19 protein-coding genes are annotated in these 21,607 nt (G+C 72.8%); 13 read left to right on the top strand and 6 right to left on the bottom strand.

Translation table 11 applies throughout. The features are described from left to right. Positions 1 to 8 precede the first annotated feature (8 nt). Together sdhA and Sm713_RS03685 are read left to right on the top strand one after the other, a co-directional pair. On the top strand, positions 9 to 1,790 hold the full coding sequence (gene sdhA / locus Sm713_RS03690; RefSeq protein ID WP_212908246.1) for a succinate dehydrogenase flavoprotein subunit: 1,782 nt from the start codon (positions 9 to 11) through the stop codon (positions 1,788 to 1,790). Further along, positions 1,790 to 2,551: a succinate dehydrogenase iron-sulfur subunit gene (locus Sm713_RS03685; protein ID WP_212908245.1), complete on the top strand. Its 762-nt coding sequence runs from the start codon at positions 1,790 to 1,792 to the stop codon at positions 2,549 to 2,551. The genes sdhA and Sm713_RS03685 overlap by 1 nt, the downstream gene beginning before the upstream one ends. 347 nt (positions 2,552 to 2,898) lie before the next feature. Here the strand turns inward: Sm713_RS03685 and Sm713_RS03680 are convergent, their stop codons facing one another. Then, a complete protein-coding gene (locus Sm713_RS03680) occupies positions 2,899 to 4,899 on the bottom strand; it encodes a sugar phosphate isomerase/epimerase and 4-hydroxyphenylpyruvate domain-containing protein (RefSeq protein ID WP_212908244.1) in 2,001 nt (666 codons plus the stop codon). After that, positions 4,869 to 5,825 carry a shikimate dehydrogenase gene (locus tag Sm713_RS03675; protein ID WP_374195955.1) on the bottom strand — a complete coding sequence of 319 codons (957 nt, stop codon included), beginning with the start codon at positions 5,823 to 5,825 and terminating at the stop codon, positions 4,869 to 4,871. The genes Sm713_RS03680 and Sm713_RS03675 overlap by 31 nt, the downstream gene beginning before the upstream one ends. A 332-nt stretch (positions 5,826 to 6,157) precedes the next feature. Between Sm713_RS03675 and Sm713_RS03670 the strand changes: the two genes are divergently transcribed. Next, a complete protein-coding gene (locus tag Sm713_RS03670; RefSeq protein WP_212908242.1) occupies positions 6,158 to 6,853 on the top strand; it encodes a TetR/AcrR family transcriptional regulator in 696 nt (231 codons plus the stop codon). 267 nt (positions 6,854 to 7,120) lie between these two features. Beyond that, on the top strand, positions 7,121 to 8,527 hold the full coding sequence (locus tag Sm713_RS03665) for an MFS transporter (protein WP_212908241.1): 1,407 nt from the start codon (positions 7,121 to 7,123) through the stop codon (positions 8,525 to 8,527). Positions 8,528 to 8,633: 106 nt separating this feature from the next. Here Sm713_RS03665 and Sm713_RS03660 read toward each other — a convergent pair whose 3' ends face one another. Beyond that, positions 8,634 to 10,061 (bottom strand): metallophosphoesterase, encoded by a 1,428-nt coding sequence (locus tag Sm713_RS03660; RefSeq protein ID WP_212911755.1) that lies wholly within the window; start codon positions 10,059 to 10,061, stop codon positions 8,634 to 8,636. A gap of 446 nt (positions 10,062 to 10,507) precedes the next feature. Between Sm713_RS03660 and Sm713_RS03655 the strand changes: the two genes are divergently transcribed. From Sm713_RS03655 to Sm713_RS03640, 4 genes are all read left to right on the top strand, one after another. Further along, complete coding sequence (locus Sm713_RS03655; protein WP_212908240.1) at positions 10,508 to 13,768, top strand: BTAD domain-containing putative transcriptional regulator; 3,261 nt, start codon at positions 10,508 to 10,510, stop codon at positions 13,766 to 13,768. 142 nt (positions 13,769 to 13,910) lie between these two features. Then, a complete protein-coding gene (locus tag Sm713_RS03650; RefSeq protein WP_249416062.1) occupies positions 13,911 to 14,492 on the top strand; it encodes a PadR family transcriptional regulator in 582 nt (193 codons plus the stop codon). After that, positions 14,489 to 15,313: an ABC transporter ATP-binding protein gene (locus tag Sm713_RS03645; protein ID WP_212908239.1), complete on the top strand. Its 825-nt coding sequence runs from the start codon at positions 14,489 to 14,491 to the stop codon at positions 15,311 to 15,313. The genes Sm713_RS03650 and Sm713_RS03645 overlap by 4 nt, the downstream gene beginning before the upstream one ends. 4 nt (positions 15,314 to 15,317) lie before the next feature. Continuing rightward, complete coding sequence (locus Sm713_RS03640) at positions 15,318 to 17,108, top strand: FtsX-like permease family protein (protein WP_212908238.1); 1,791 nt, start codon at positions 15,318 to 15,320, stop codon at positions 17,106 to 17,108. On the opposite strand, the gene Sm713_RS41385 is transcribed toward Sm713_RS03640, so the two are convergent. Beyond that, on the bottom strand, positions 17,089 to 17,463 hold the full coding sequence (locus Sm713_RS41385; RefSeq protein ID WP_308293144.1) for a hypothetical protein: 375 nt from the start codon (positions 17,461 to 17,463) through the stop codon (positions 17,089 to 17,091). The genes Sm713_RS03640 and Sm713_RS41385 overlap by 20 nt on opposite strands. 132 nt (positions 17,464 to 17,595) lie before the next feature. Between Sm713_RS41385 and Sm713_RS03630 the strand changes: the two genes are divergently transcribed. From Sm713_RS03630 to Sm713_RS41580, 4 genes are all read left to right on the top strand, one after another. Continuing rightward, positions 17,596 to 18,432, top strand: a complete 837-nt coding sequence (locus Sm713_RS03630; RefSeq protein WP_212908237.1) for a helix-turn-helix transcriptional regulator — start codon at positions 17,596 to 17,598, stop codon at positions 18,430 to 18,432. Continuing rightward, positions 18,410 to 18,718 (top strand): DUF397 domain-containing protein, encoded by a 309-nt coding sequence (locus tag Sm713_RS03625; RefSeq protein ID WP_212908236.1) that lies wholly within the window; start codon positions 18,410 to 18,412, stop codon positions 18,716 to 18,718. The genes Sm713_RS03630 and Sm713_RS03625 overlap by 23 nt, the downstream gene beginning before the upstream one ends. Positions 18,719 to 18,725: 7 nt before the next feature. Then, entirely contained in the window at positions 18,726 to 19,106 is a 381-nt protein-coding gene (locus Sm713_RS03620) for a hypothetical protein (protein WP_212908235.1), read from the top strand. A gap of 205 nt (positions 19,107 to 19,311) precedes the next feature. Further along, the gene (locus tag Sm713_RS41580; protein WP_374196029.1) at positions 19,312 to 19,821 is read left to right on the top strand and encodes a DUF6879 family protein; all 510 of its coding nucleotides are present in this window, start codon (positions 19,312 to 19,314) and stop codon (positions 19,819 to 19,821) included. Here the strand turns inward: Sm713_RS41580 and Sm713_RS03615 are convergent. Next, complete coding sequence (locus tag Sm713_RS03615) at positions 19,734 to 20,306, bottom strand: peptide deformylase (protein ID WP_212908234.1); 573 nt, start codon at positions 20,304 to 20,306, stop codon at positions 19,734 to 19,736. The two genes, Sm713_RS41580 and Sm713_RS03615, sit on opposite strands and share 88 nt — an antisense overlap. Next, positions 20,303 to 21,274 (bottom strand): helix-turn-helix transcriptional regulator, encoded by a 972-nt coding sequence (locus Sm713_RS03610; RefSeq protein ID WP_212908233.1) that lies wholly within the window; start codon positions 21,272 to 21,274, stop codon positions 20,303 to 20,305. The genes Sm713_RS03615 and Sm713_RS03610 overlap by 4 nt, the downstream gene beginning before the upstream one ends. 195 nt (positions 21,275 to 21,469) lie before the next feature. Between Sm713_RS03610 and Sm713_RS41140 the strand changes: the two genes are divergently transcribed. After that, the gene (locus Sm713_RS41140) at positions 21,470 to 21,595 is read left to right on the top strand and encodes a hypothetical protein (protein WP_283249756.1); all 126 of its coding nucleotides are present in this window, start codon (positions 21,470 to 21,472) and stop codon (positions 21,593 to 21,595) included. The last annotated feature ends 12 nt before the right edge of the window (positions 21,596 to 21,607 follow it).

Genomic DNA, 21,607 nt, shown 5'->3' with positions numbered 1-21,607 from the left:
AGGTGCCCATGGAGAACCCGCAGACCCGTCAGGTGCGGCGCGTGCACACCTACGACACCGTGATCGTCGGTGCGGGCGGTGCGGGCATGCGGGCCGCGATCGAGGCCGCGCCGCGCTGCCGCACCGCCGTGCTGACCAAGCTCTACCCCACCCGCTCGCACACCGGCGCCGCGCAGGGCGGCATGGCGGCGGCGCTCGCGAACGTGGAGGAGGACAACTGGGAGTGGCACACCTTCGACACCGTCAAGGGCGGTGACTACCTCGTCGACCAGGACGCCGCGGAGATCCTGGCGAAGGAGGCCATCGACTCCGTGCTCGACCTGGAGAAGATGGGCCTGCCGTTCAACCGCACCCCGGACGGCACCATCGACCAGCGCCGCTTCGGCGGGCACAGCCGGGGCCACGGCGAGGCGCCGGTGCGCCGCTCCTGCTACGCCGCCGACCGCACCGGCCACATGATCCTCCAGACGCTCTACCAGAACTGCGTCCGCCTCGGCGTGGAGTTCTACAACGAGTTCTACGTGCTGGACCAGCTCCTCACGGAGATCGAGGGCGTCCGGCACTCGTCCGGCGTGGTCGCCTACGAGCTGGCCACCGGGGACATCCACGTCTTCCGCGCCAAGGCGGTGATCTACGCCTCCGGTGGCTGCGGCAAGTTCTTCAAGGTGACGTCGAACGCCCACACCCTCACCGGCGACGGCCAGGCCGCCGTCTACCGGCGGGGGCTGCCGCTGGAGGACATGGAGTTCTTCCAGTTCCACCCGACCGGCATCTGGCGGATGGGCATCCTGCTGACGGAGGGCGCGCGCGGGGAGGGCGGCATCCTGCGGAACAGGCACGGCGAGCGGTTCATGGAGAAGTACGCCCCCGTGATGAAGGACCTGGCCTCCCGCGACGTCGTCTCGCGCGCCATCTACACGGAGATCCGCGAGGGGCGCGGCTGCGGCCCGGACGGCGACCACGTCTACCTGGACCTGACACACCTGCCGCCGGACCAGCTCGACGCGAAGCTGCCCGACATCACCGAGTTCGCCCGCACCTACCTGGGCATCGAGCCGTACACCGACCCGATCCCGATCCAGCCGACGGCGCACTACGCGATGGGCGGCATCCCCACCACCGTGCAGGGCGAGGTGCTGGCCGACACCACCGCGGTGGTGCCGGGCCTGTACGCGGCCGGGGAGGTCGCCTGCGTGTCGGTGCACGGTGCCAACCGCCTCGGCACCAACTCGCTGCTGGACATCAACGTCTTCGGCCGCCGTGCGGGCCTCGCCGCGGCGGCCTTCTCGGCCCGCGCCGAGCTGCCCGAGCTGCCGGAGGACCCGGCGGAGCGGGTCGCGCGGCAGGTGGACCGCCTGCGGGAGGGCACCGGGCCCGAGCGCGTCGCGGCGCTGCGCGCCGAGCTCCAGGACACGCTGGACGCCAACGTCATGGTGTTCCGCACCGCGTCCACCATCGACGCGGCCCTGACGAAGATCGCGGAGCTGCGGGACCGGTACGAGCGGCTGACCGTGCAGGACAAGGGCAGGCGGTTCAACACCGACCTGCTGGAGGCGATCGAGCTGGGCAACCTGCTGGTGCTGGCCGAGGTGATGGCGGCCTGCGCCCTGGCCCGCCGCGAGTCGCGCGGCGGCCACTACCGCGAGGACTTCCCGAACCGCGACGACACCAACTTCATGCGGCACTCGATGGCGTACCGCCACGTCGCGGACGACGGCACCGAGTCGGTCCGTATCGACTACAAGCCGGTGGTGCAGACCCGCTACCTGCCGATGGAGAGGACGTACTGATGGCCACCGCCGCGCCCGCCGCCGAGTCCTCGCCCGAGCCCCCGGCCGGGCACCCGCTGACGGTCACGTTCCGGATCCGCCGCTTCAACCCCGAGGTGGCGGCGGATCCGTACTGGCAGGACTTCCCGGTCCCGATGGACTCGAAGGAACGGGTGCTGGACGGCCTGCACCGCATCAAGGGCGAGCAGGACGGCACGCTCACCTTCCGGCGGTCCTGCGCGCACGGCATCTGCGGTTCGGACGCCATGCGGATCAACGGGCGCAACCGGCTCGCGTGCAAGGCCCTGATCAAGGACCTCGCCCCGGAGCGTCCGGTCACCGTGGAGGCCATCAAGGGGATGACGGTCCTCAAGGACCTGGTGGTCGACATGGAGCCGTTCTTCCAGGCGTACCGGGACATGGCCCCGTTCCTGGTCGCCGGCGGCAACGAGCCCACCCGCGAGCGCCTCCAGTCCCCCGAGCAGCGGGCCCGCTACGACGACACCACCAAGTGCATCCTGTGCGCGGCCTGCACCTCGGCCTGCCCGGTCTTCTGGAACGACGGGCAGTACTTCGGCCCGCAGGCCATCGTCGGCGCGCACCGCTTCATCTTCGACTCCCGCGACGAGGCGGGCGAGCAGCGCCTGGACATCCTCAATGACAACCACGGCGTCTGGCGCTGCCGCACCGTCTTCAACTGCACGGAGGCGTGCCCGCGGGGGATCGAGGTGACGAAGGCGATCCAGGAGGTGAAGCGGGCGCTGATCGGGCGGCGGCTCTAGGTCGTGTCCGGCGGATCTTCGTGGATCAGCCTGCGGCGTCTGGTGCCGTGCATCGCAAGGCGGAGGATCATACTCGTACTGGGCGTACCCGGATGACTCCGACAACGCGGCGAGGTGCGGTACTGGGGGCACTCCCCCACTGCCCTGAACGGGCGTGGGAGGTACCCCCACCCACGCCCTTCAGGCAGTGGGGGAGTCGCGGGCCCACGAAGATCCGCCGGACACGACCTGGCGCTCACGACGGACGGCTCAAGCCGGACCGCTCAGGCCAGGCCGGTCAGGCAAGACCGCCCACGCCGGGCCGCTCAGGCCAGACCGCCCACGCCGGACCACTCGGGCCGGACCGTTCACGCCGGACCGCTCAGGCCGGCACCGGCTGCCGCGTGCTGGGCGGCCAGGCGTACGGGGGCGTTGCCGGCGCCGTAGCCGCGGTGGCCCGGGTCGCGTTGCACCAGTTCGAAGAAGAAGTGGCCCACGGCCTGGGTGTAGCAGTGCCGGAAGGCGTGGCCATCCTCGTCCTGGTCGTAGAGGATGCCCAGCTCGCGGTACGTGCCGAGGACGGGTTCCGGCAGGTCGAAGCGGGCGGCGAGGTCGTCGTGGTAGTTGGCGGGGATCGCGAGGAGCCGCCCGCCCGCCGCGCGGAAGGCACGGGCCGTGGCGACGATGTCGTCGGTGGCCAGGGCCACGTGCTGGGCGCGGGACCCCTGTTCGGCGGGGCCGGCCGGGCCGGGGCCGATGCTGAGCGCGATCCGGACGCCGCCGGACGCCGTGCTGACGGCCCGGCTGCGGAGCAGGCCGTGGGGGTCGGCCACGTCGACGCTCTCCTGCGGGCTGAGCCCGAGCACGCAGCGGTGGAAGAGGGCGGCCTCGTCGAACTGGTGCCAGGGCTGGGTCAGGGCGAGGTGGTCGATGCCCCGGACGCCCCGGACGGCGCCCTGGGTGGGACCCGCCCCGCCGTCCGTTGTGCCGGGCGCCGTCCCGTCCACCGCGCCATGCGCCGCACCGTCGCCGTCCGTGGCGTCACCCGCCGCGACGTCCGCAGGGGCGAAGTCGGCCCACCAGTCGGGCAGGCCGGGGCGGGCGGTGGCGCAGAAGAAGAGTTCGGTGCCGTCGGGGGCGGCGACCGCGTCGAGGGGGGTGTCGGCCGGGTCCCGGCGCCGGGGCAGCAGGGGCGCCAGCAGCGCTTCCGCGCGCCGCGCCGCGGAGACCGGGTCGGGCGATTCCAGGCCGACGGCGGCGAGCCGGGTCCCGCCGCGCCGCGTGGCCGGGCCGGTGTTCAGCAGGATCCGGGCGCCGCCGCGCTCCCACAGGGAGACCGGTTTGGTGCGGTGCACGCCCGTGCGGGCGAAGCCGAGGGCGGTGAGCTGGGCGGCGGGGAGCGTGGCGTCGGGGGTGGTGAGTTCGGCGAACGCCACGCCGGTGGGCGGCACGGGGGCCGGCAGGGCGACGGCGCCCACCGCCTCCTGGAGCGCCAGCAGGGAGCGGCGCGCGTCGATCGCCGTGGGGCCGGGGTCGGCCTGCCGGAACACGTCGTTGAAGACCTCCAGCGACAGCGGCCCCCGGTAGCCGGCGGCGAGGACGTGGCCGAGCAGCGCGGGCAGGTCGAAACCGCCCTGGCCGGGGAAGCAGCGGTAGTGGCGGCTCCACTGGAGGACGTCCATGGCCATCAGGGGCGCGTCGGCGAGCTGGAGGAAGAAGATCTTCTCGCCGGGAATCGCCTCGATGGCCCCGATGGGCTCGGGCGCCTTGGTGCCGTTGGTGGCCACGGTGTCGTTGGTGGTCTTGGTGGCCGCGGTGCCGTTGGTGGCCTTCGTGGCCTCGATCCCGCCCCCGCGGGCGAGGATGTGGAAGCTGTCGAGGCAGACCCCGAGCGCGGGGTGGTCCGCGCTCTCGACGATGCGCCAGGCGTGGTCCCACGTGTTGACGTGCCGGCCCCAGGCCAGCGCCTCGTAGGCGACCCTGATGCCGTGGTCGGCGGCGAGGCCCGCCAGCCGGTGCAGGTGCTCGGCGGCGAGCGCGTCGTCGTCCACGGCCCGGCGCGCCACGCTGGAGCAGACGAGCACGGTGTCCGCGCCGAGCCGCCGCATGGTCCGGAACTTGTGCCGGGCGCGGCGCAGGTTGCGCGCGAAGTCCTCGGCGGGAACCGCCTCGACGTCGCGCATCGGCTGGTAGAGGTCGACGCTCAGGCCGAGGTCGGCGCAGCGGGCACGGATCTCCTCGGGGGTGAGCGGGCTCGCCAGCAGGTCGTTCTCGAAGATCTCGACGCCGTCGAACCCGGCCCGGGACGCGGCGGTGAGCTTCTCGGTCAGGGAGCCGCTCAGGCTGACGGTGGCGATGGCGGTGCGCACTCGGACGCACTCCTTCCGGTGTCCCGGGTGTCGGACGTGGGGGTCGGGGGGCGGTGCGCGGGGGCGCCGGCCAGGTCGGCGAAGTCGGCGAGCATCCGCGGGGTGTCGGGTTCCCGGCCGGTGAACAGCCGGAAGGAGTCCGCGGCCTGGTGCACGGCCATGCCGCCGCCGTCCAGGACGCGGCAGCCCCGGGCGCGGGCTGCCGCCAGCAGCTCGGTGTCGAGCGGGCGGTAGACGATGTCGGCGACCCAGAGGCCGGGGTGCAGCAGGCCGGCGGGCAGCGGCAGGCCGGGGTGGGCGGCCATGCCGGTGGGCGTGGCGTGCACCAGCCCGTCGGCGCCGGCCAGCGCCGCACCGAGGTCGTCCTGCGGGCGGCTGTCGGCAAAGTCGAGTCCGGCGTGCGCGTTCAGCGCCGCGGCGAGGTCGCGGGCCCGGTCGGGGAGCGCGTCGACGACGGTGAGGTGCCGGGCGCCGAGCCCGAGCAGGGCGTGGCCGACGGCCGCCCCGGCACCGCCCGCACCGAGCTGGACGACACGGTCGAGCGGGGCGCCCAGGCCCTCGGCGAAGGCGGCCGCGAAGCCGGTGACGTCGGTGTTGTGCCCCACGGCGCGACCGTCGGGCGTGAAGACGATGGCGTTGACGGCGCCCAGGACCGCCGCCTGCGGGGAGAGCTCGTCCAGGTCGTCGAGGACGTGCTGCTTGCACGGGTGGGTGACGTTCAGGCCGTCGTACCCCGCGTCCCGGGCGGCCCGGACCAGCCGCCCCGCGCCGGCCGGCGGAACGCCGAGCCGGCCGATGTCGAGCAGCCGGTACAGGTACCGCAGACCGTGCCGGTCCGCCTCGCGCTCGTGCAGCGCGGGACTGAGGGAGGGGCCGATGGCGGCCCCGACGAGGCCGACCAGGTAGGAGTGCTGGGACCGCGCCACCACGCCTCCTTAATGTACGAACTGGTTCGTTATTCATATCAACCGAGGCGGTGGAGAGGGAAGCCCTCGGTTCGGGCCGCGCAACGGCGTGCCCCCGAAGAGGCGCGGGGAACTGCGCGACGAGCCACCACGAAACGATCAGACCGCCACCGTCCCGAGGGGGCAGACGCGTTCGCATCCGGACCACCGGCAGGTGGATGGTTGCTCGCACAGTTCCCCGCGCCCCCACAGGGGCGCTTCGCGCCCGACCCCACGCCAGGCCCCGCCTAGAATCCGACAGGACCCAGGCACACCGGCCAACGCGGCGCAAGCCGCACCCCCCGAGGAACCCCATGCCCCCTCACGCCAAGCCGGCCGCAGGCCCCCCGCAGGCCGCAGGCCACCCGCAGCCCGCCGCCCGCACGCGGGACGCGGCCCGCACCCAGGCCGAGATCCTGGACGTGGCCACCGCCGAGTTCGCGCGGGCCGGCTTCACAGGCGCCAGGGTGGACGAGATCGCCGCCCGCACCCGCACCACGAAACGGATGATCTACTACTACTTCGGCAGCAAGGAGCAGCTGTTCACGGCCGTCCTGGAGCGCGCGTACGCGGTGATCCGCGGCGCCGAGCAGGACCTGGACGTCGCCCACCTCGACCCGGTGTCCGCGATACGCCGTCTCGCGGAGCTGACGTTCGACCACCACGAGGCGCACCCGGACTTCATCCGGCTGGTCAGCATCGAGAACATCCACGACGCCGAGCACATCGCCGCCTCCGAGAAGCTCAGCCGCCTCAACTGGCCCGCCATCGACGTCATCGGGCGGATCCTGGAGAGCGGTCGGGCCAGCGGCGCCTTCACGGCGGACGTGGACGCGGTGAACCTGCACGCGATGATCAGCTCGTTCTGCTTCTTCCGGGTGGCCAACCGGCCCACGTTCGCCGCGCTGTTCGGCCGAGACCTGCTGGCCGCAGGGGAGCGCGAGCGGTACCGCACCATGCTGGGCGACATGGTCGTGGGCTACCTGACCGGCGGAGCGGGGCGCCGGTAGCGGCGCGAGGCGCACCGGACACTCGGGCACCGGGCACCGGGCACCGGGCACCGGGCACCGGGCACCGGGCACCGGCCGAGCCCTCCCCGCGGACCAAGCCCGCGCACACCCTTGACACCCGCTCGCGGCGGAAGCAGCATCCCTCCCACTCCGTTATTAACTATCTAGTGGGTTATTCACGCGAGTCCGGCGTGTAGCCGATGCCGATGCCGAGCCGCCCCGTCCCCGGAGCTCCGCCCGAGCTCCCCGGAGCCGAAGGAGTCCCCCGTGCCCTCCTCCGCCACGCCACCCGACGCCCCCGAAGGCCCCGAGCCCCCCGGAGCCCCCGATCCCGGCGGCACCCCGCAGGGGCAGCCGCGCAGAGCCGCGCTCGCCGCCTGGATCGGCAGCGCCCTGGAGTACTACGACTTCTTCATCTACGGCAGCGCCGCCGCGCTGGTCTTCCCGAAGGTGTTCTTCGACGACTCCGACCCGGCGAACGCGACGCTGCTGTCGATGGCCACCTTCGGTGTCGCGTACGCGGCCCGGCCCGTCGGGGCGCTGTTCCTCGGGCACTTCGGGGACCGCATCGGGCGCAAGAAGGTGATGGTCTTCACGCTGCTCCTGATGGGCCTCTCGACGTTCCTCATCGGCTGCCTGCCCACCCGCGCGCAGGCCGGCGACGCCGCCCCGGTCCTGCTGGTGATCTGCCGCGTCCTCGGCGGCATATCGGCGGCGGGCGAGCAGGCCAGCGCGACGTCCATGACGCTCGAACACGCCCCGGAGCACCGCCGCGCCTACTTCACCAGCTTCACGCTGAGCGGCACCCAGGCCGGGCAGCTCCTGGCCACCCTGGTCTTCCTGCCGGTCGCCGCGCTCGGCGACGACGCCCTGCTGTCCTGGGGGTGGCGGGTGCCGTTCCTGTGCAGCGTCGTCGTCGCGGTCGTCGGCTACGTGATCCGGCGCACCCTCCAGGAGCCGCCGGCCTTCACCCGGCAGGCGTCGGCCGAGGGCGTCGACCGCCTGCCGCTGGTCTCGCTGCTGCGCGGGCACTGGCCTGACGTGCTGCGGGTCGTCGCGGGCGCGCTCGTCGCGTCGGTCAGCACCATCTTCACCGTCTGGTCGCTCGCGTTCGCGACCGGCGACTCGGTCGGCATGGACCGCACGTTCATGCTGTGGGTCGGCGCGCTCGCCAACCTCGTCGCACTCGCCGCGATCCCGCTGTGGGCGACGCTGTCCGACCGCGTCGGGCGCCGCCCCGTCTTCCTCGCGGGCGCGGCCGGCAGCGCGGTCCTCATGTTCCTGTTCCTCTGGGCGATCGCCTCCGGCTCCTACCCGCTGACGGCGCTGCTGGGCATCCTGGCGTTCGGTGTGGTCTACAGCGCCGCGAACGGCCTGTGGCCCGCGTTCTACGGGGAGATGTTCCCGACCCGGGTACGGCTGTCCGGGGTGGCCCTCGGCACCCAGATCGGCTTCGCGCTCTCCGGTTTCGCCGTGACCTTCGCGGCCCGGATCGCGGGGCCCGAGGAGGACTGGGCGGCGGTCGGCCTGTTCACGGCGGCCCTGTGCGTACCCCCGGTCCTCGCCGCGCTGACGGCACGGGAGACCCACCGGGTGCCCACCGACGAACTCGGGCTGCGGGTCCGCGGCGCCACCGGGAAGGTCGCGGCCGGGTCGGGATCACCGGTGCGGTGAGCGGTGGGGTGGGGTGCGCGGTGGGGTCCGCGGTGGGGTGCGTCCCGGGCCGCCCGCGGCGCAGCGTCGGCGCCGCAATCACCCGGCGGCCGTTCGAGACCGCGGTTCACGCCTGGCGCGACGCCAGCTCCACCACCGTGATGTCCGAGGGTGCCCCGACCCGCACCGGAGGCCCCCACGCGCCCGCGCCCCGGGTGACGTAGAGCTGCGTGTCGCCGTACCGCTCAAGGCCCGCGACCGTGGGGTTGGCGAGGGCGGCGAGGTAGTTGCCGGGCCAGAGCTGGCCGCCGTGGGTGTGGCCGGAGAGCTGGAGGTCGACGCCGTACCGGACGGCGTCGTGGATCACGATGGGCTGGTGGGCCAGCAGGACGGAGGCGCGCGAGGTGTCCCGGTCGCCGAGCGCCCTGCCGAAGTCGGGGCCCTGCCCCTGGCTCTCGCCCTGCACGTCGTTGACCCCGGCGAGGTCGAAGCCGGGGAGTTCGGTGCGGGCGTTCTCCAACGGGTGCATGCCGAGTGTCCGGACGTGCTCGACCCACTGCGCGGCGCCCGAGAAGTACTCGTGGTTGCCCGTCACGAAGTACGCGCCGTGCCGGGCCCGCAGCCCGGCCATCGGCGCCGCGGCCGGGCCCAGGTCGTGCACGCTGCCGTCCACGAGGTCGCCGACGACGGCGATCAGGTCGGGCTGGGTGGCGTTGATCGTGTCGACGACGCGCTGCGTGAAGTCGCGCCCCAGGATCGGCCCGAGGTGGATGTCGCTGACGACGGCGATACGGAACCCGTGCGCGGCCCGCGGCAGTTTCGCGAGCGGCACGGTGAGCCGTTTGACGCGCGGCCCGCGCAGCACGCCGTAGGTGCCCTCGCCGACGATGCCGACGGCGGCGGCCGCCGCCGCGCCTGAGACCAGCCGGGCGACGAGGAGGCGGCGCGACGGGCCGGGGGTCGCGGTACCGGCCGTACCGGGGGCGGGCGGACCGGCGGGCGGTGCTTCCGCCGCTGCCGGTGCTTCGGGTGCGGAGGGTGCCGAGGGTGCCGAGGGTGCGGAGGGTGCCGTGGGTGCGGAGGGTGCCGTGGGTGCGGAGGGTGCGGAGGGTGCCGTGGGCGCATCGGGTGCCGAGGGCACGGTGGCCCCCGTGGCCCCCGTGGCCCCCGTGGCCCCCTCCTCCCCCGCCGGCGCCCCCACCGGCACGCTCGCCGAGGCCGCGACCGCCCCGGCGCGCCGTTCCAGCAGGCGCCGCAGCAGCGGCCGTACGACCTCCCCGGCGACCACCGTGAGCAGCATGTACAGCGAGAGCGCCATCCACAGGAACCCGGGCCAGCCCAGTACCCGCTGCAGCCAGAAGGGCGCGCCGGCCTGCTCGCTGACGAGGGCCCCGACCATCAGCAGCGGCCCCACGACGAACACGGCGGAACCGGCCCGGCGCACCACCGAACCCTTCGCCGTGGCGTCCCGCACCAGCCGCCGCCAGACGTACCAGTAGAGCGCGACGACGACGGCGAGAGCGACAAGCCCGGCCAGAATCCCGACGATGACCACCGCGCTTTTACCGTCCCTCACACCCGCCGTCTGACCTGTCTGTTCGCACGCCTGTCGCACATCTGTCGCACGCCCAGGCTGCCTGCGCATCCTACGGCGCACGGACAGCGCGGGCTGGACGGCTCCCCCGCGCCCCTACCAGCACGGGGCTTCGCCCCGATCCCCCCGACTGCCCCTCCAGGCCAGTGACGGACCGCCGGTCACGTCGTGGTTGCTCGCGCAGTTCCCCGCGCCCCTTTGGGCGGGGCTTCGCCCCGGGTCGGGCCTCTGTGGCGGCGCCTTGGCGCCGGGGCTTCGCCCCGTTAGGGGCGCGGGGAACTGCGCGACCAGCCACGACGAAACCCGCAGACCGCCACCGCCCCAAGGGGGCAGCCCCTGCTCGCTCCCCGAGGCCGGGCGTCCGTTCGGGCCGGGATGCCCGCCAACTCCCGTGACAAAATCAGCGGGTGCAGATCCAGTTGCTGGGCCCCTTGGAGATTCGCACCGACGGCAGTGGCCCGGCCGACGTGCAGGGCGCCCGGCTGCGCGGGCTCCTGGCCGCCCTCGCGCTCCATCCTGGGCACGTCGTCCCGAAGGCGTCGCTCGTCGACTGGATCTGGGGAGAACACCCGCCCGCCGACGCGGCGAACGCGCTCCAGCGCCTCGTCTCCCGGCTGCGGAAGGCGCTGCCGGACGGGGTGATCGAGGGGCGGACGGACGGCTACCTGCTGGCGGTGGAGCCCGAGGCCGTAGACGCCGTGCGGTTCGAACGCCTCGTGGCCGCGGGCCGGGCGCCCGCGCAGGAGGCTTCCCGGCGGGTGCGGCTGCTGCGCGATGCCCTCGGGCTGTGGCGGGGTGCGGCCATGCAGGACGTCGGGCTCCAGGACAGCGGTGCGTTCGACGCCGCGGTCGTCCGGCTGGAGGGGTTGCGCCTGGATGCCGCCGAGGAGCGGTTCGACGCTGAAGTCGCGCTCGGGCGCGGCGCGGAGATGGTCGCCGAGCTGACCGACCTCGTGGCCGCGCACCCGGTGCGGGAACGGCTCGTCGCCGCGCTGATGCGCGCGCTGGCCGCGGCCGGCCGCGACAGCGAGGCGCTGCTGGTGTACCAGCGCGCTAGGGAGGCCCTGGCCGACGCGTTCGGTGCCGACCCCTCGCCGGAGCTGGCCGCGGTGCACGTCGCGCTGCTGCGGGGCGAGCTGGGGCGGGACCCGCGGCCGGGAGAAGCGAGCCGCAAGACCAACCTGCGCGCCGAGCTGACCACGTTCGTCGGCAGGGGCGCCGATGTCGCCGCGGTCCGCGCGCTCATATCCGAGCACCGGCTCACCACCGTGATCGGGCCGGGCGGCTCGGGCAAGACGAGGCTGGCCGCGGAGACCGCGCGTGCGCTGCTCGGCGACCTGCCGGACGGGGCCTGGCTGGTGGAGCTGGCCGCGATCGGCACCGACGGCGGCGTGGCGCAGGTGGCGCAGGCGGCCCTCGTCGGTCTCGGCCTGCGGGACGCGCTGCTCGGCGGGGCGCCGGACGCGGAGCTGACGGGCCGTCTCGTCGCCGCGATCCGCGAGCGTGAGGCGCTGCTGGTCCTGGACAACTGCGAGCACATCATCGAGTCGGCGGCCGTGTTCGCCCACCGGCTGCTCGGCGAGTGCCGGCGGCTGCGGATCCTGGCGACGAGCCGGGAACCGCTCGGCATCACCGGCGAGGCGCTGTGGCCGGTCGAGCCGCTGGCCCTGCCGGAGGGGGACGCGGGCCGGGACGAGATCGAGTCCTCGCCGGCCGTCCGGCTGCTGCGTGACCGGGCCGGGGCAGTGCGCCGGGACCTCGCGGACGACGCCCAGGCGCTGGCGACGATCGTCCGCGTCTGCCGCGCGCTGGACGGGATGCCGCTGGCGATCGAGCTGGCCGCGGCACGGCTGCGCACCATGTCCGTCGACCAGCTCGCGCACCGGCTCGACGACCGGTTCCGCCTGCTGACCGGCGGCAGCCGCACCGCGCTGCCGCGGCACCAGACGCTGCGCGCGGTGGTCGACTGGAGCTGGGAGCTGCTCACCGGCGCCGAGCGGACGGTCCTGCGCAGGCTCTCGGTCTTCGCGGGCGGGGCGAGCCTGGAAGCGGCGGAACGGGTCTGCGCGGATGACGGTGACGAACGGGTCTGCGCGGGCCCCGCGGACGACACCGCCGGGCAGGAGGCCGCCGGGCAGGAGGCCGTCGAGCAGGAGGCCGTCGAGCAGGACCAGGTGCTCGACCTCCTCACCGCACTGGCCGAGAAGTCGCTGCTGCTCGCCGAGGGCGAGGGCGAGGACGCCCCGCGCTACCGCATGCTCGGCACGATCAGGGAGTACGCCGGGCACCGGCTCGCGGAGGCGGGCGAGGCGGACCGGGCCCGCCGCGCGCACCTGGCCTACTTCACCGGGTTCGCCGAGGCCGCTGAGCCGCACCTGCGCCGCGCCGAGCAGCTGCGGTGGCTCGCCCGGCTCGCGGCCGAACACGACAACATCGGCGCCGCTATGCGCGGCGCGCTCGCGGCCGGCGATGCGCGCGGGGCGATGCGGCTGGCGGCGGGCGCGGCCTGGTACTGGTGGCTCGGCGGGCGCAGGACCGAGGGCGTCGAGCTGCTGATCGCGGCCACCAGGACACCCGGCGAGGCGAGCGACGAGGTACGGGCCACGGTGTACGCCCTCATCTCGATGTTCGTGGACACCGGCCCGGGCGACGGGCGGCAGGCCGCGGAGTGGATCGGCAAGGCGTACCGGCTCGACTGGCGGACCAGGCCCCGCTACCACCCGGCGCTGGCCTTCGTCCCCGCGCTGGAACGCATATTTCAGGAGCCGGACGCGGTCCTGTCGGCGTTCGAGACGCTGCTGGACGACGAGGACCCCTGGGTGCGCGCGCTGGCCCGGCTGCACCTGGGCAAGATGCGGATCATGGCCGGTCAGGGCGGGCGGGACGCGGACGCGTACCTGGAGGGGGCGCTCGCGGAGTTCCGGGCGCTCGGGGAGCGGTTCGGGATCTCGTTCGCGCTGACCGAGCTGGCCGACCGGATCGCCGTGCGCGGCGAGTTCGCCCGTGCCTGCGAGCACTACGAGGAGGCGATCGCGGTCGTCACCGAGGTCGGCGCCGTCGAGGACGTCATCCGCATGCGGTCGCGGCAGGCGCAGCTGTACTGGCTGCTGGGCGACAAGGACGCCGGGGCCGCTGCCATGGCCGAGGCCCAGCGCCACGCGGACCGGGTCCCCTGGCCCGGCGCGCTGGCCTGGCTTGCCCTCGCCAGGGCGGGACTGGCCCGGGGGAACGGCGACGCCGGGGAGGCCCGCAGGCAACTCGCCCTCGTGACCGCCGTGATGGGCGACGGGGCGGACGGGGCGACCATGCGCGCGGGCACGCACGACCTGCTCGGCTACCTCACCGACGACCTCGGCGAGGCCCGGGCGCACCGCGCAGCGGCCTGCGAGGCGGCGTCCGGGTCAGGACACGCACCGTTGATCGCGCAGGTGCTCGTCGGCGTCGCGGACCTGGCTCTGCGCCGCGGCGAGCACGAGCAGGCCGCGCGGCTGCTCGCGGCGAGCGCGCGGGTACGCGGCCTTCAGGACCGCTCCCACCCGGACGTGGCCCGGATAGAGCAGGCCGCGCGCCACCGCCTCGGCGACGCGCGGTTCGCGGAGGCGGCCCGGGAGGGGGCGGGGACCGACTGGCCCCGGCTGGTCGAGGTCGCGCTCGCGTCGGCTCCGTGAGCGGGGGCAGTACGCATTTCCTGAACGGGGCCGCGCACGCCTTCTGAGGGGCTGCCCTCACTTCCTGAAGCGGACGGCGTCCGCTCCCTGAACCCACTCCGCCCTGCTCCACGTTGACGTCCGCCATAGATAACCGCTATCTATGGGCAAGCCCGCGGACGAGCCCATGGAAGGGGTGGCCGTGCAGGACGTGGTGCTCGCGATGCTCGGCAAGGAGCCGGCGCACGGCTATGACCTGCGCGCGCGGCTGCGTGCCGAACTCGGCCCGCTCGGGGAGGGGATGAACCCGGGGCAGGTCTACGTGACCCTGGCCCGTCTGGAGAAGGCGGGCCTGGTGACGTGCGAGCGCACCGACGGCCTGCCGGACCGGCCCGATCGCAAGGTGTACGCGCTGACGTCCGCCGGGCAGCAGCGGGTGGCCGAGTGGCTGGCCGACGTGCGCTGGCCGAAGCCGGACCTCGCGGAGTTCCACCTCAAGCTGTCGGCCGCCGCGGCGTCCGGGTCGGCCGATCCGGTGGAGCTGGTGGCCGCGCAGCGGCGCGAGCTGATGCGCAGGCTGCGGGATGCGCGGCGGGCGGCGATGGCCGAGCCGGACGGTTCGAACGCCGGTCTGCTGCTGGAGGGCATCACGCTCCGGCTCCAGGCAGACCTGCGCTGGCTGGAGGCGTGCGAGCGGAAGTGGTCCGCGCGTACGGGGGATGCGAAGGGGGCGGACGGCTCATGAACGCGTTCGGCGACACCGGCGTGATACGGGCAGTGATACGGGCCCGGGGCCTGTCCAGGGAGCACGGCGAGGAACCGGCGCTGGTGCGCGCGGTCGACGGCGTCGACCTGGACGTGCCGGCGGGCCAGATGCTGGCAGTGATGGGGCCGAGCGGCTGCGGGAAGTCCACCCTGCTGCACCTGCTCGGCGGCCTTGAGCGGCCCACCGCCGGGGAGCTGTGGCTCGCCGGGCGGCGCACCGACACGATGAGCGAACGGGCGCTGGCCCGGCTGCGCCGCGACGCCGTGGGATTCGTCTTCCAGGCGTTCCACCTGATGGAGGAGCTGACCGCGGCGGAGAACGTCGAACTCCCGGCGCTGCTGGCCGGATGCACGCCGTGCACGGCCAGGCGGCGCGCACGCGCGCTGCTGGAGCGGGTCGGGCTCGACGACCGGACGGGGTACCTGCCGTCGGAGCTGTCCGGCGGGCAGCGCCAGCGGGTCGCCGTCGCACGGGCTTTGGCGAACGAACCGCAGGTGGTACTGGCCGACGAGCCGACGGGGAACCTGGACAGCGCCGCCACGCTGGACGTGCTCAGGCTCTTCGAGGACCTGCGCCGCGCCGGGCAGACGCTGGTGATCGTCACGCATGACGAGACGGTGGCCGCGACGGCGGACCGGCTGATCTCGATGCGCGACGGGATGTTCGTCGACGACGTGCGCATGGACGACGACGCCAGGATGGCCGACGAGCCGACCGGGCACCCCGGCCGCGGCGGGACCGGGCACCTGGGGCTCGGCGGCTTCGGCGGGCTCGGCGGCCTGATCGGGCTGGAGGGCTGAGACCGTGGGCCGCATCCTCCTCGTCTCCCGCCTGGTCCTGAAGGACCTGCGCCGCCGTCCCGGCCAGGCCGGGATGTTCCTGCTCGCCATCACGGCGGCCGCGACCGCGCTGGCGATGGGCGTGACCCTGCTCGGGGCGACCGGCACGCTCTACCAGAAGACCAGGCAGGCGACGGCCGGACCGGACGTGGTGGCCGTGTCGGGGTCGCCCGACGGCCTGGCACAGGTGGCCCGGAGCACCCGCGTGCTGAGCCACGACAGTCCGCACCCCGTCCTGCGGACGAAGCTGACGGCGGGCGGCTCCACGGTGGACATGACGGTCGAGGGCCGCGGCACGGACCCGGGCCCGCTGGACCGCCCCCGGGTGACCTCGGGCAGTTGGCTGCACCCGGGCACCGTCGTCGTCGAACGGGGCCTGGCCACCGCGCTCGGCATCCGCGCCGGCGACCGCGTCACCCTCGCCGGCCGGACCTACCCGGTCGCCGGTGTCGCCGTCACCGCGGCCTCCCCGGTCTACCCCTGGACCAGCAGGCTGTCCGATCTGGGCGGCGGCCCGAGCGACGCGATGGGCCTGGCCTGGCTCACCGAGAAGGACACCAGGGCCCTCGCCACGCCCGAGGCGCCGCTGACCTACGCGCTCAACCTGAGGCTGAAGGACCCGGCCGCCACCAAGGCGTTCAGCGACTCCTTCAGGAGGCCGGGCGACTCCTTCGGGGGAAGCGGCTTGCAGGCCATGTTCAGCGGTTGGCAGTTCATCGCCTCCCAGGACGACGTGCTGCTCAGCAATGCCCAGCCGATTCTGGTCATAGGCGGCTGGCTGCTCGGCATCCTGGCCATGGCGGGACTGGCGGGCCTGGCCGCGACACGCGCGGCGCAGCAGACGCGCCGGGTGGGGCTGCTCAAGGCCGTCGGCGCCACGCCCGGCGTGGTCGCCACCGTCCTGCTCGTCCCCTACCTGGCCCTCGCCCTGCTCGCCGGCGCGCTCGGACTGACCGCCGCGGCCCTGCTCGTCCCCACCGTGGCCAACCCCAGCGCCTCCCTGCTGGGCGGCCCCACGCCGCCGACCACCGGCACCGTCACGTCCGTGGCCGTGCTCGCCCTCGGCGTGACCGCCCTCACCGTGCTGGCCCCGACCCTCCGCGCCGCCCGCACCGCCACCGTTCCCGCCCTGGCGGACACCCCCCGCCCACCCCAGCTCCGCACGGGCCTGACCGCGCTGCCCGTCCGCATCCCGACCTCACTCCTGCTCGGACTGCGGCTGACGGCCCGCCGCCCGGGCCACGCGGTCCTGCACGCCGCCGGCATCGCGGTCACCACCATCATGATCACCGCGCTGCTGTCCTTCTCCGTCCAGCCCAGACGGGGCTACGACCTGGGCGGTACGACCCTGCGCAACCTGCGCGACGACCAGGACTGGCACCTGTACCTCGCGGTCGCCTGCGCGTTCGCCGTCCTCGCCACCGTCAACATCATCGTCATCACGTGGACCACGGCATCGGAGGCGCGGTACTCCCTGGCCATCGCGCGCACCCTGGGCGCCACGCCGGGCCAGGTCACCACGGGCCTGTCCCTCGCCCAGCTCCTGCCCGCGCTGCCGGGCGCCTTCGCCGGCATCCCCCTCGGCCTCGGGCTGCTCTGGCTCTTCACCCCCGGCGAGATGACCGTGCCCTCGGCCTCATGGCTGTGCGCCGGCGCCCTGGGTGCGGTGCTCGCGGTCGCGGTACTCACGGCGGTCCCGGCACGCACGGCGGCGCGCCTGCCGGTGGCACGGATCCTCAACTCCGAGGGGGCGTAGGCCCCGTACGGGGCGCGTCCTCCGGTACGGGGCGGGCACCGCCGCGCAGGCGGACCTGGTGGGCCCGGATCTCGTCGGCCAGCACCTCGGTACGGCGCGCCAGCTCGTCGAGGGTGAGGGGCGCGGCCGGTACGCAGTCCGCGCTCAGCAGCACGGCGATGAGCTTCCTGGCGGTGGCGAGGTTGCACCGCCCCAGCTCGATGAGGGGGCGTGGTTCGTGGCCGGGGGCGAGCGAGAGGGGGTCGACGCCGAGGGAGGGGAGGGTGATGCCTGCGGCTTTGAGGGCAGCGAGCAGTTCGTCGCAGACGGCGTCCGCGTCCTCGATCGGGTTCCTCACTACCTGCTGCTGCGTCATCGCAGTACCGCCTTCCGTCTTCCGTCACTTCTGACCGGTTATCACCGTCCGTGCTGCGATGCTCACGCTCCGGGCCGTAGCCTGTGAAGCACCGTCGGCTCTCCATGGGAGCTGTCAAGAGGGGGAAGGCAATTGGCTGGTCAGCAGGCAAAGAAGTCGCCGCGGCAGCGGTACGGGGAAGAACTCCGCCTCCGGCGGGAGGCAGCGGGCCTGACGCAGGTCGCACTCGGGGAACTGGTCGTCCTCTCGCCGTCGATGATCGCCCACATCGAGGCGGGCCGCCGAAAACCGCAGCTGGAGGACGCACGGCGGCTGGACAGGGTGCTGAACACCGGGGGGTTCTTCGAGCGTTACCTGGACTCGCTTGACGTGGTGGAAGTGGCTGACCACTTCGTGGCGGCGCTGGAGGCGGAGCAGACGGCGATTGCGATCAGCGAGTACGCGGTGTCACTGGTGCCGGGCATTCTGCAAACTCCCGCGTATGCACGTGAGGTCTATCGGACGTCCCAGCCGAATCCGATTCCGAGCGAGATTGACAAGCTCGTTGTCAACCGAGTGCGCCGTGCCGAAATCCTCAAGGACCCTTTGTCTCCCACGATGTGGTTCGTACTGAACGAGAACGTGATCCGAACCGAGGTCGGCGGTCCAAAAGCCATGGCTGAGCAGTTGCAACACATCTTGGCTCTGGCCCACGGAGGGAGAATCCTGGTTCAGGTGGTCCCCCGTTCCTCGGGTGCACACGCCTGCATGAACAGCATGCTCAGTCTGATGCGCTTCGACGACAGCCCTGACCTCGCTTACGTGGAGGGCCTGTACACAGGGAACCTGATCGACGATCCGGCGATGGTCCAGAAGTGCAAGGACGCTTACGATCTTGCCCGTGCGTCGGCGCTATCTCCCGACGCATCCCAAGACCTGCTCGGCAAAGTGGCGGAGGAGTACAGCCATGGACGGCCTGCACATCCCTGACGCATCGGTTCTCACAGGTTGGCGCAAGTCCAGCTACAGCGGACCGGACAACGGGGACTGCCTCGAAATCACCGACGCGTCCACCCTCACCGCGTGGCGCAAGTCGTCGTACAGCGGCGGAGACAACGGAAGCTGCGTCGAGGTCCACGACCTCATACCCGACCTCGTCCCCGTCCGCGACAGCAAGAACCCCACAGGCCCCGCCGTGGTCTTCCCGGCCACCGGCTGGACCACCTTCGTCGCGGCTGTCAAGAACGGGCAGTGCGGCGAACGGTCGGCGGGATAATTGCCGCATGGCTCCACAGAACCAGCCCGAACCGACGATGACAGCCGCCGAGGTGCGGCGCGCCTGCTACGCCCGTCGCCTGCCCGCCAGCCTCGACGAACTGATCGGCCCGGTGAGCGGACCGGTACCGTTGCCGCTACATGTGGCCTGGTCAGGCCTGCGCACCTACGACCTCGATCGGCCGAAGCTGCGGATGAGCATGTACCGGACCGTCCTCGCCGAAGGTCAGCGCGACGACCTCACCACTCTGCTGAACAAGCATCTGCTGCTGGCTCAGTGGCCCGTGCTGCGCACCTTGATCAGCAGGCACATCGTCGCCGTCTGGGAGCCGGCTTTCCCGGAGCTGGCCGACCGGGCGGCAGCCCCGACGTGGCCCGCCCCGAAGTAGGCGCCCAACCCTGGTCGGTAAGGATCCGGAATCGAATCCAACAGGCTCTCCGAGGTCTACCGCACATATCGGGGCACATGGGTGGTGCAGGGGTGGGTGATCGACGACGCGGACGCGCTGGCCGAAATGGACATCCCTGAAGGCGAGACAGCAATGGAGATCCCGGAACGGATGCTCCAATTTTTCTAGCAGGGATGGCAATGCGATCGATCAGCGAAGACGGTTCAGCGGTCTGCTCACCGGCTTCGGACGTGAGGCCATCCACCTGGAGCAGCGTGATTCATATGGCACCGCCGTAGAACTACCCCACATGGCCAAGTGGCAGAGAGGTGAGCCCGACGACCTCGCCTGGCTTCAGGACTGGTGTGACACTCTGCATGGCCACGTGGCGGCCGGACGATCCGTCCGCCGCGCCCGCGTGATCTCCGAGCCGCTGAGTGAGTATCAGCGCTGGTCACACAGCATTGCCGACCCGGTGGTGGAAGCCGGAGAAAACATCCGCTGGGTTCCTCGGCGCCTGGTGTGCTCACGGTGTAAGGACACTCCTGCACCTGGAGCCGGAGGCGGCCGAGGCGGGCCCGTCACGGATTTGTCCACCGCCCCGGAGATCGGTTCGGCGGCTGACGCCTACTTCTCGTACGCCCACGCGCGGCCGGTCTGGCGATACTCCTCGACCGGAATGGGCTCGACACCTGCCCGCATACGGGCGGTGTAGAGGAGCCCGTCGAGGTGGTCGATCTCGTGGTGGATGAGCCGGGCGAGCCCGCGTTCGTACACGGCGGTGACCGTGCTGCCGTCGAGCGCAGTGGTCTCCACCGTGATCCGCAGTGGGCGGGGGACCAAGCCGCGGACGTCGAAGAAGGACAGGCAGCCCTCGTACTGCTCGTCCATCTGCTCGGAGGCCGCGGTGATCCGCGGGTTGAGAAGGATGATCGGCTCAGCGTCGGGTGCGGCGGGGCGTACGGCGGCAGCGGCGCGGGTGATGCCGATCTGCGGGGCCGCCAGGCCCATGCCCTTGCCGCTGAAGTCGTGGGCACGGGCGATGCGGTCCATGGCGTCGGCCAACTGCACGACGACGCGTTCGGCGGCGTCCTCGTCGGCGGGCAGTTGGAAGGCACCCGCGGGCTCCGCGAGAATGCCGGCGCCGCGCTGGACCACTCCGAGATCACGCATGCGCTGGCTGGGCCGCACCTCGATCACCGCAACGCTCCCTGATTCATTTCGGGCTCGGGCCTCGCCCGAAAACGCCATTCCAGACGGTACCGGGCGTGGAGGGCCGGAGTGGAAGTGGACCAAACGAAGACACGGGTGGCCCCGTCGTCGTGACGGTGCGGAGCGGTCCGCAACGGGACTTGCTCGGCGGTCATGGAGGGCTCGGTGCCCCACACCATCGGATCCAGAGCAACCGGGAAGGCGAGGGTGACCTCCAGGTGCTCGGTGGGCAGCCGCACCGCACGCTGGAACCACCGCCCCCACTTGCAGTCGCTCACGGAATAGGCGTACTCGATCCACACCGACTCCCCGGGGTACAGGGGAAAGCGGCCGTGCGCGTTCTCGAACAGGAGCCAGATCTCTTTGAAGGCGTTCCGGTCGTGTTTGGTCTGCCACGTCAGCGCCTCGCCCCGGCAGCTCGCGGTCAGGGCCAACTCGTCCCACGTCAAGGGGTGCTCGCGGTAGTGCTCGTTGGACCGCTCCGGCTCGCCGGGGTAACGGTCGACGGAGATTCGGATCAGGTAGCGGGTCACCGGCTCCGCGCCGGTGTTGCGCAGCAGACGGCGCATGGCGAGCCGGTACATCGCCCCGTCGTAGTCCAGGCGGGCAGCGTCGTGCTCGACGACGAGCGCGGAGCCGGTCGCGTACGGCTGTTCGACCCGGCGCGGGGGCGGCGAAGCGGCGGGACGACGCGTGCGCGTCTTGGCGGCCTCGTAGTCCAGCCAGCGCTTGAAGATCGCATTGCCCGCGTTCAACTGCTCGTCGGCGAGCCGCGCGAAGTCCTCGGAGGGCTTGGCGCGCCCGGCCTCCATGTGGCTGACGTAAGAGGGGGTGTAGCCCATGGCAGCGGCCAGAGCGTTCTTGGCCAGGCCGCGAACCTCCCGCCAGTAGGCGACCTCCGCCGCGAAGTTCTCGATGGCCTGCTCGACGGTGATGACGTCGTGGTGCGTGTCCATCAAAGTTCCTGCCCCGGCTGCCGGCTGAGTACGTGAGTGAAACATTGAGTGATCTAAGTTCACCATTCCGTCACGGTCTCGGCGAGGGGTTTGCTGCTCTTACCCGGACCGGTTCGCCCCGGACCGGCATTGGCACCCCCGTCCACAGCCCGCCCGCCTGGGGCGGGCGGGACACCATACGAGGAGGCAGAGCTCATGGAGCAGACCACCACTCCGGTCTACGAGGCGCCCGTCGTGCTGGATGGCGGCGCTGTCGTCATGGTGACGTTGGGCACCAACAACTTCGACACCGCCGACGACACCGAGTACAAGAACGCCTGACCTGCTGACAGC

Source organism: Streptomyces sp. TS71-3 (assembly GCF_018327685.1).
In the GTDB taxonomy this organism is placed as follows: Bacteria; Actinomycetota; Actinomycetes; order Streptomycetales; family Streptomycetaceae; genus Streptomyces.
This window is presented reverse-complemented; position numbering and strand designations above follow the sequence as displayed.

Bases quoted from the DNA above. Each gene is read 5' to 3' on its own strand.
- Sm713_RS41385 (WP_308293144.1), bottom strand. From the start codon at position 17,463: ATGACGCAGCAGCAGGTAGTGAGGAACCCGATCGAGGACGCGGACGCC.
- Sm713_RS03610 (WP_212908233.1), bottom strand. From the start codon at position 21,274: ATGGACACGCACCACGACGTCATCACCGTCGAGCAGGCCATCGAGAAC.
- Sm713_RS03625 (WP_212908236.1), top strand. From the start codon at position 18,410: ATGGACGGCCTGCACATCCCTGACGCATCGGTTCTCACAGGTTGGCGC.
- Sm713_RS03670 (WP_212908242.1), top strand. From the start codon at position 6,158: ATGCCCCCTCACGCCAAGCCGGCCGCAGGCCCCCCGCAGGCCGCAGGC.
- Sm713_RS03645 (WP_212908239.1), top strand. From the start codon at position 14,489: ATGAACGCGTTCGGCGACACCGGCGTGATACGGGCAGTGATACGGGCC.
- sdhA (WP_212908246.1), top strand. From the start codon at position 9: ATGGAGAACCCGCAGACCCGTCAGGTGCGGCGCGTGCACACCTACGAC.
- Sm713_RS03650 (WP_249416062.1), top strand. From the start codon at position 13,911: ATGGGCAAGCCCGCGGACGAGCCCATGGAAGGGGTGGCCGTGCAGGAC.
- Sm713_RS41140 (WP_283249756.1), top strand. From the start codon at position 21,470: ATGGAGCAGACCACCACTCCGGTCTACGAGGCGCCCGTCGTGCTGGAT.
- Sm713_RS03620 (WP_212908235.1), top strand. From the start codon at position 18,726: ATGGCTCCACAGAACCAGCCCGAACCGACGATGACAGCCGCCGAGGTG.
- Sm713_RS03685 (WP_212908245.1), top strand. From the start codon at position 1,790: ATGGCCACCGCCGCGCCCGCCGCCGAGTCCTCGCCCGAGCCCCCGGCC.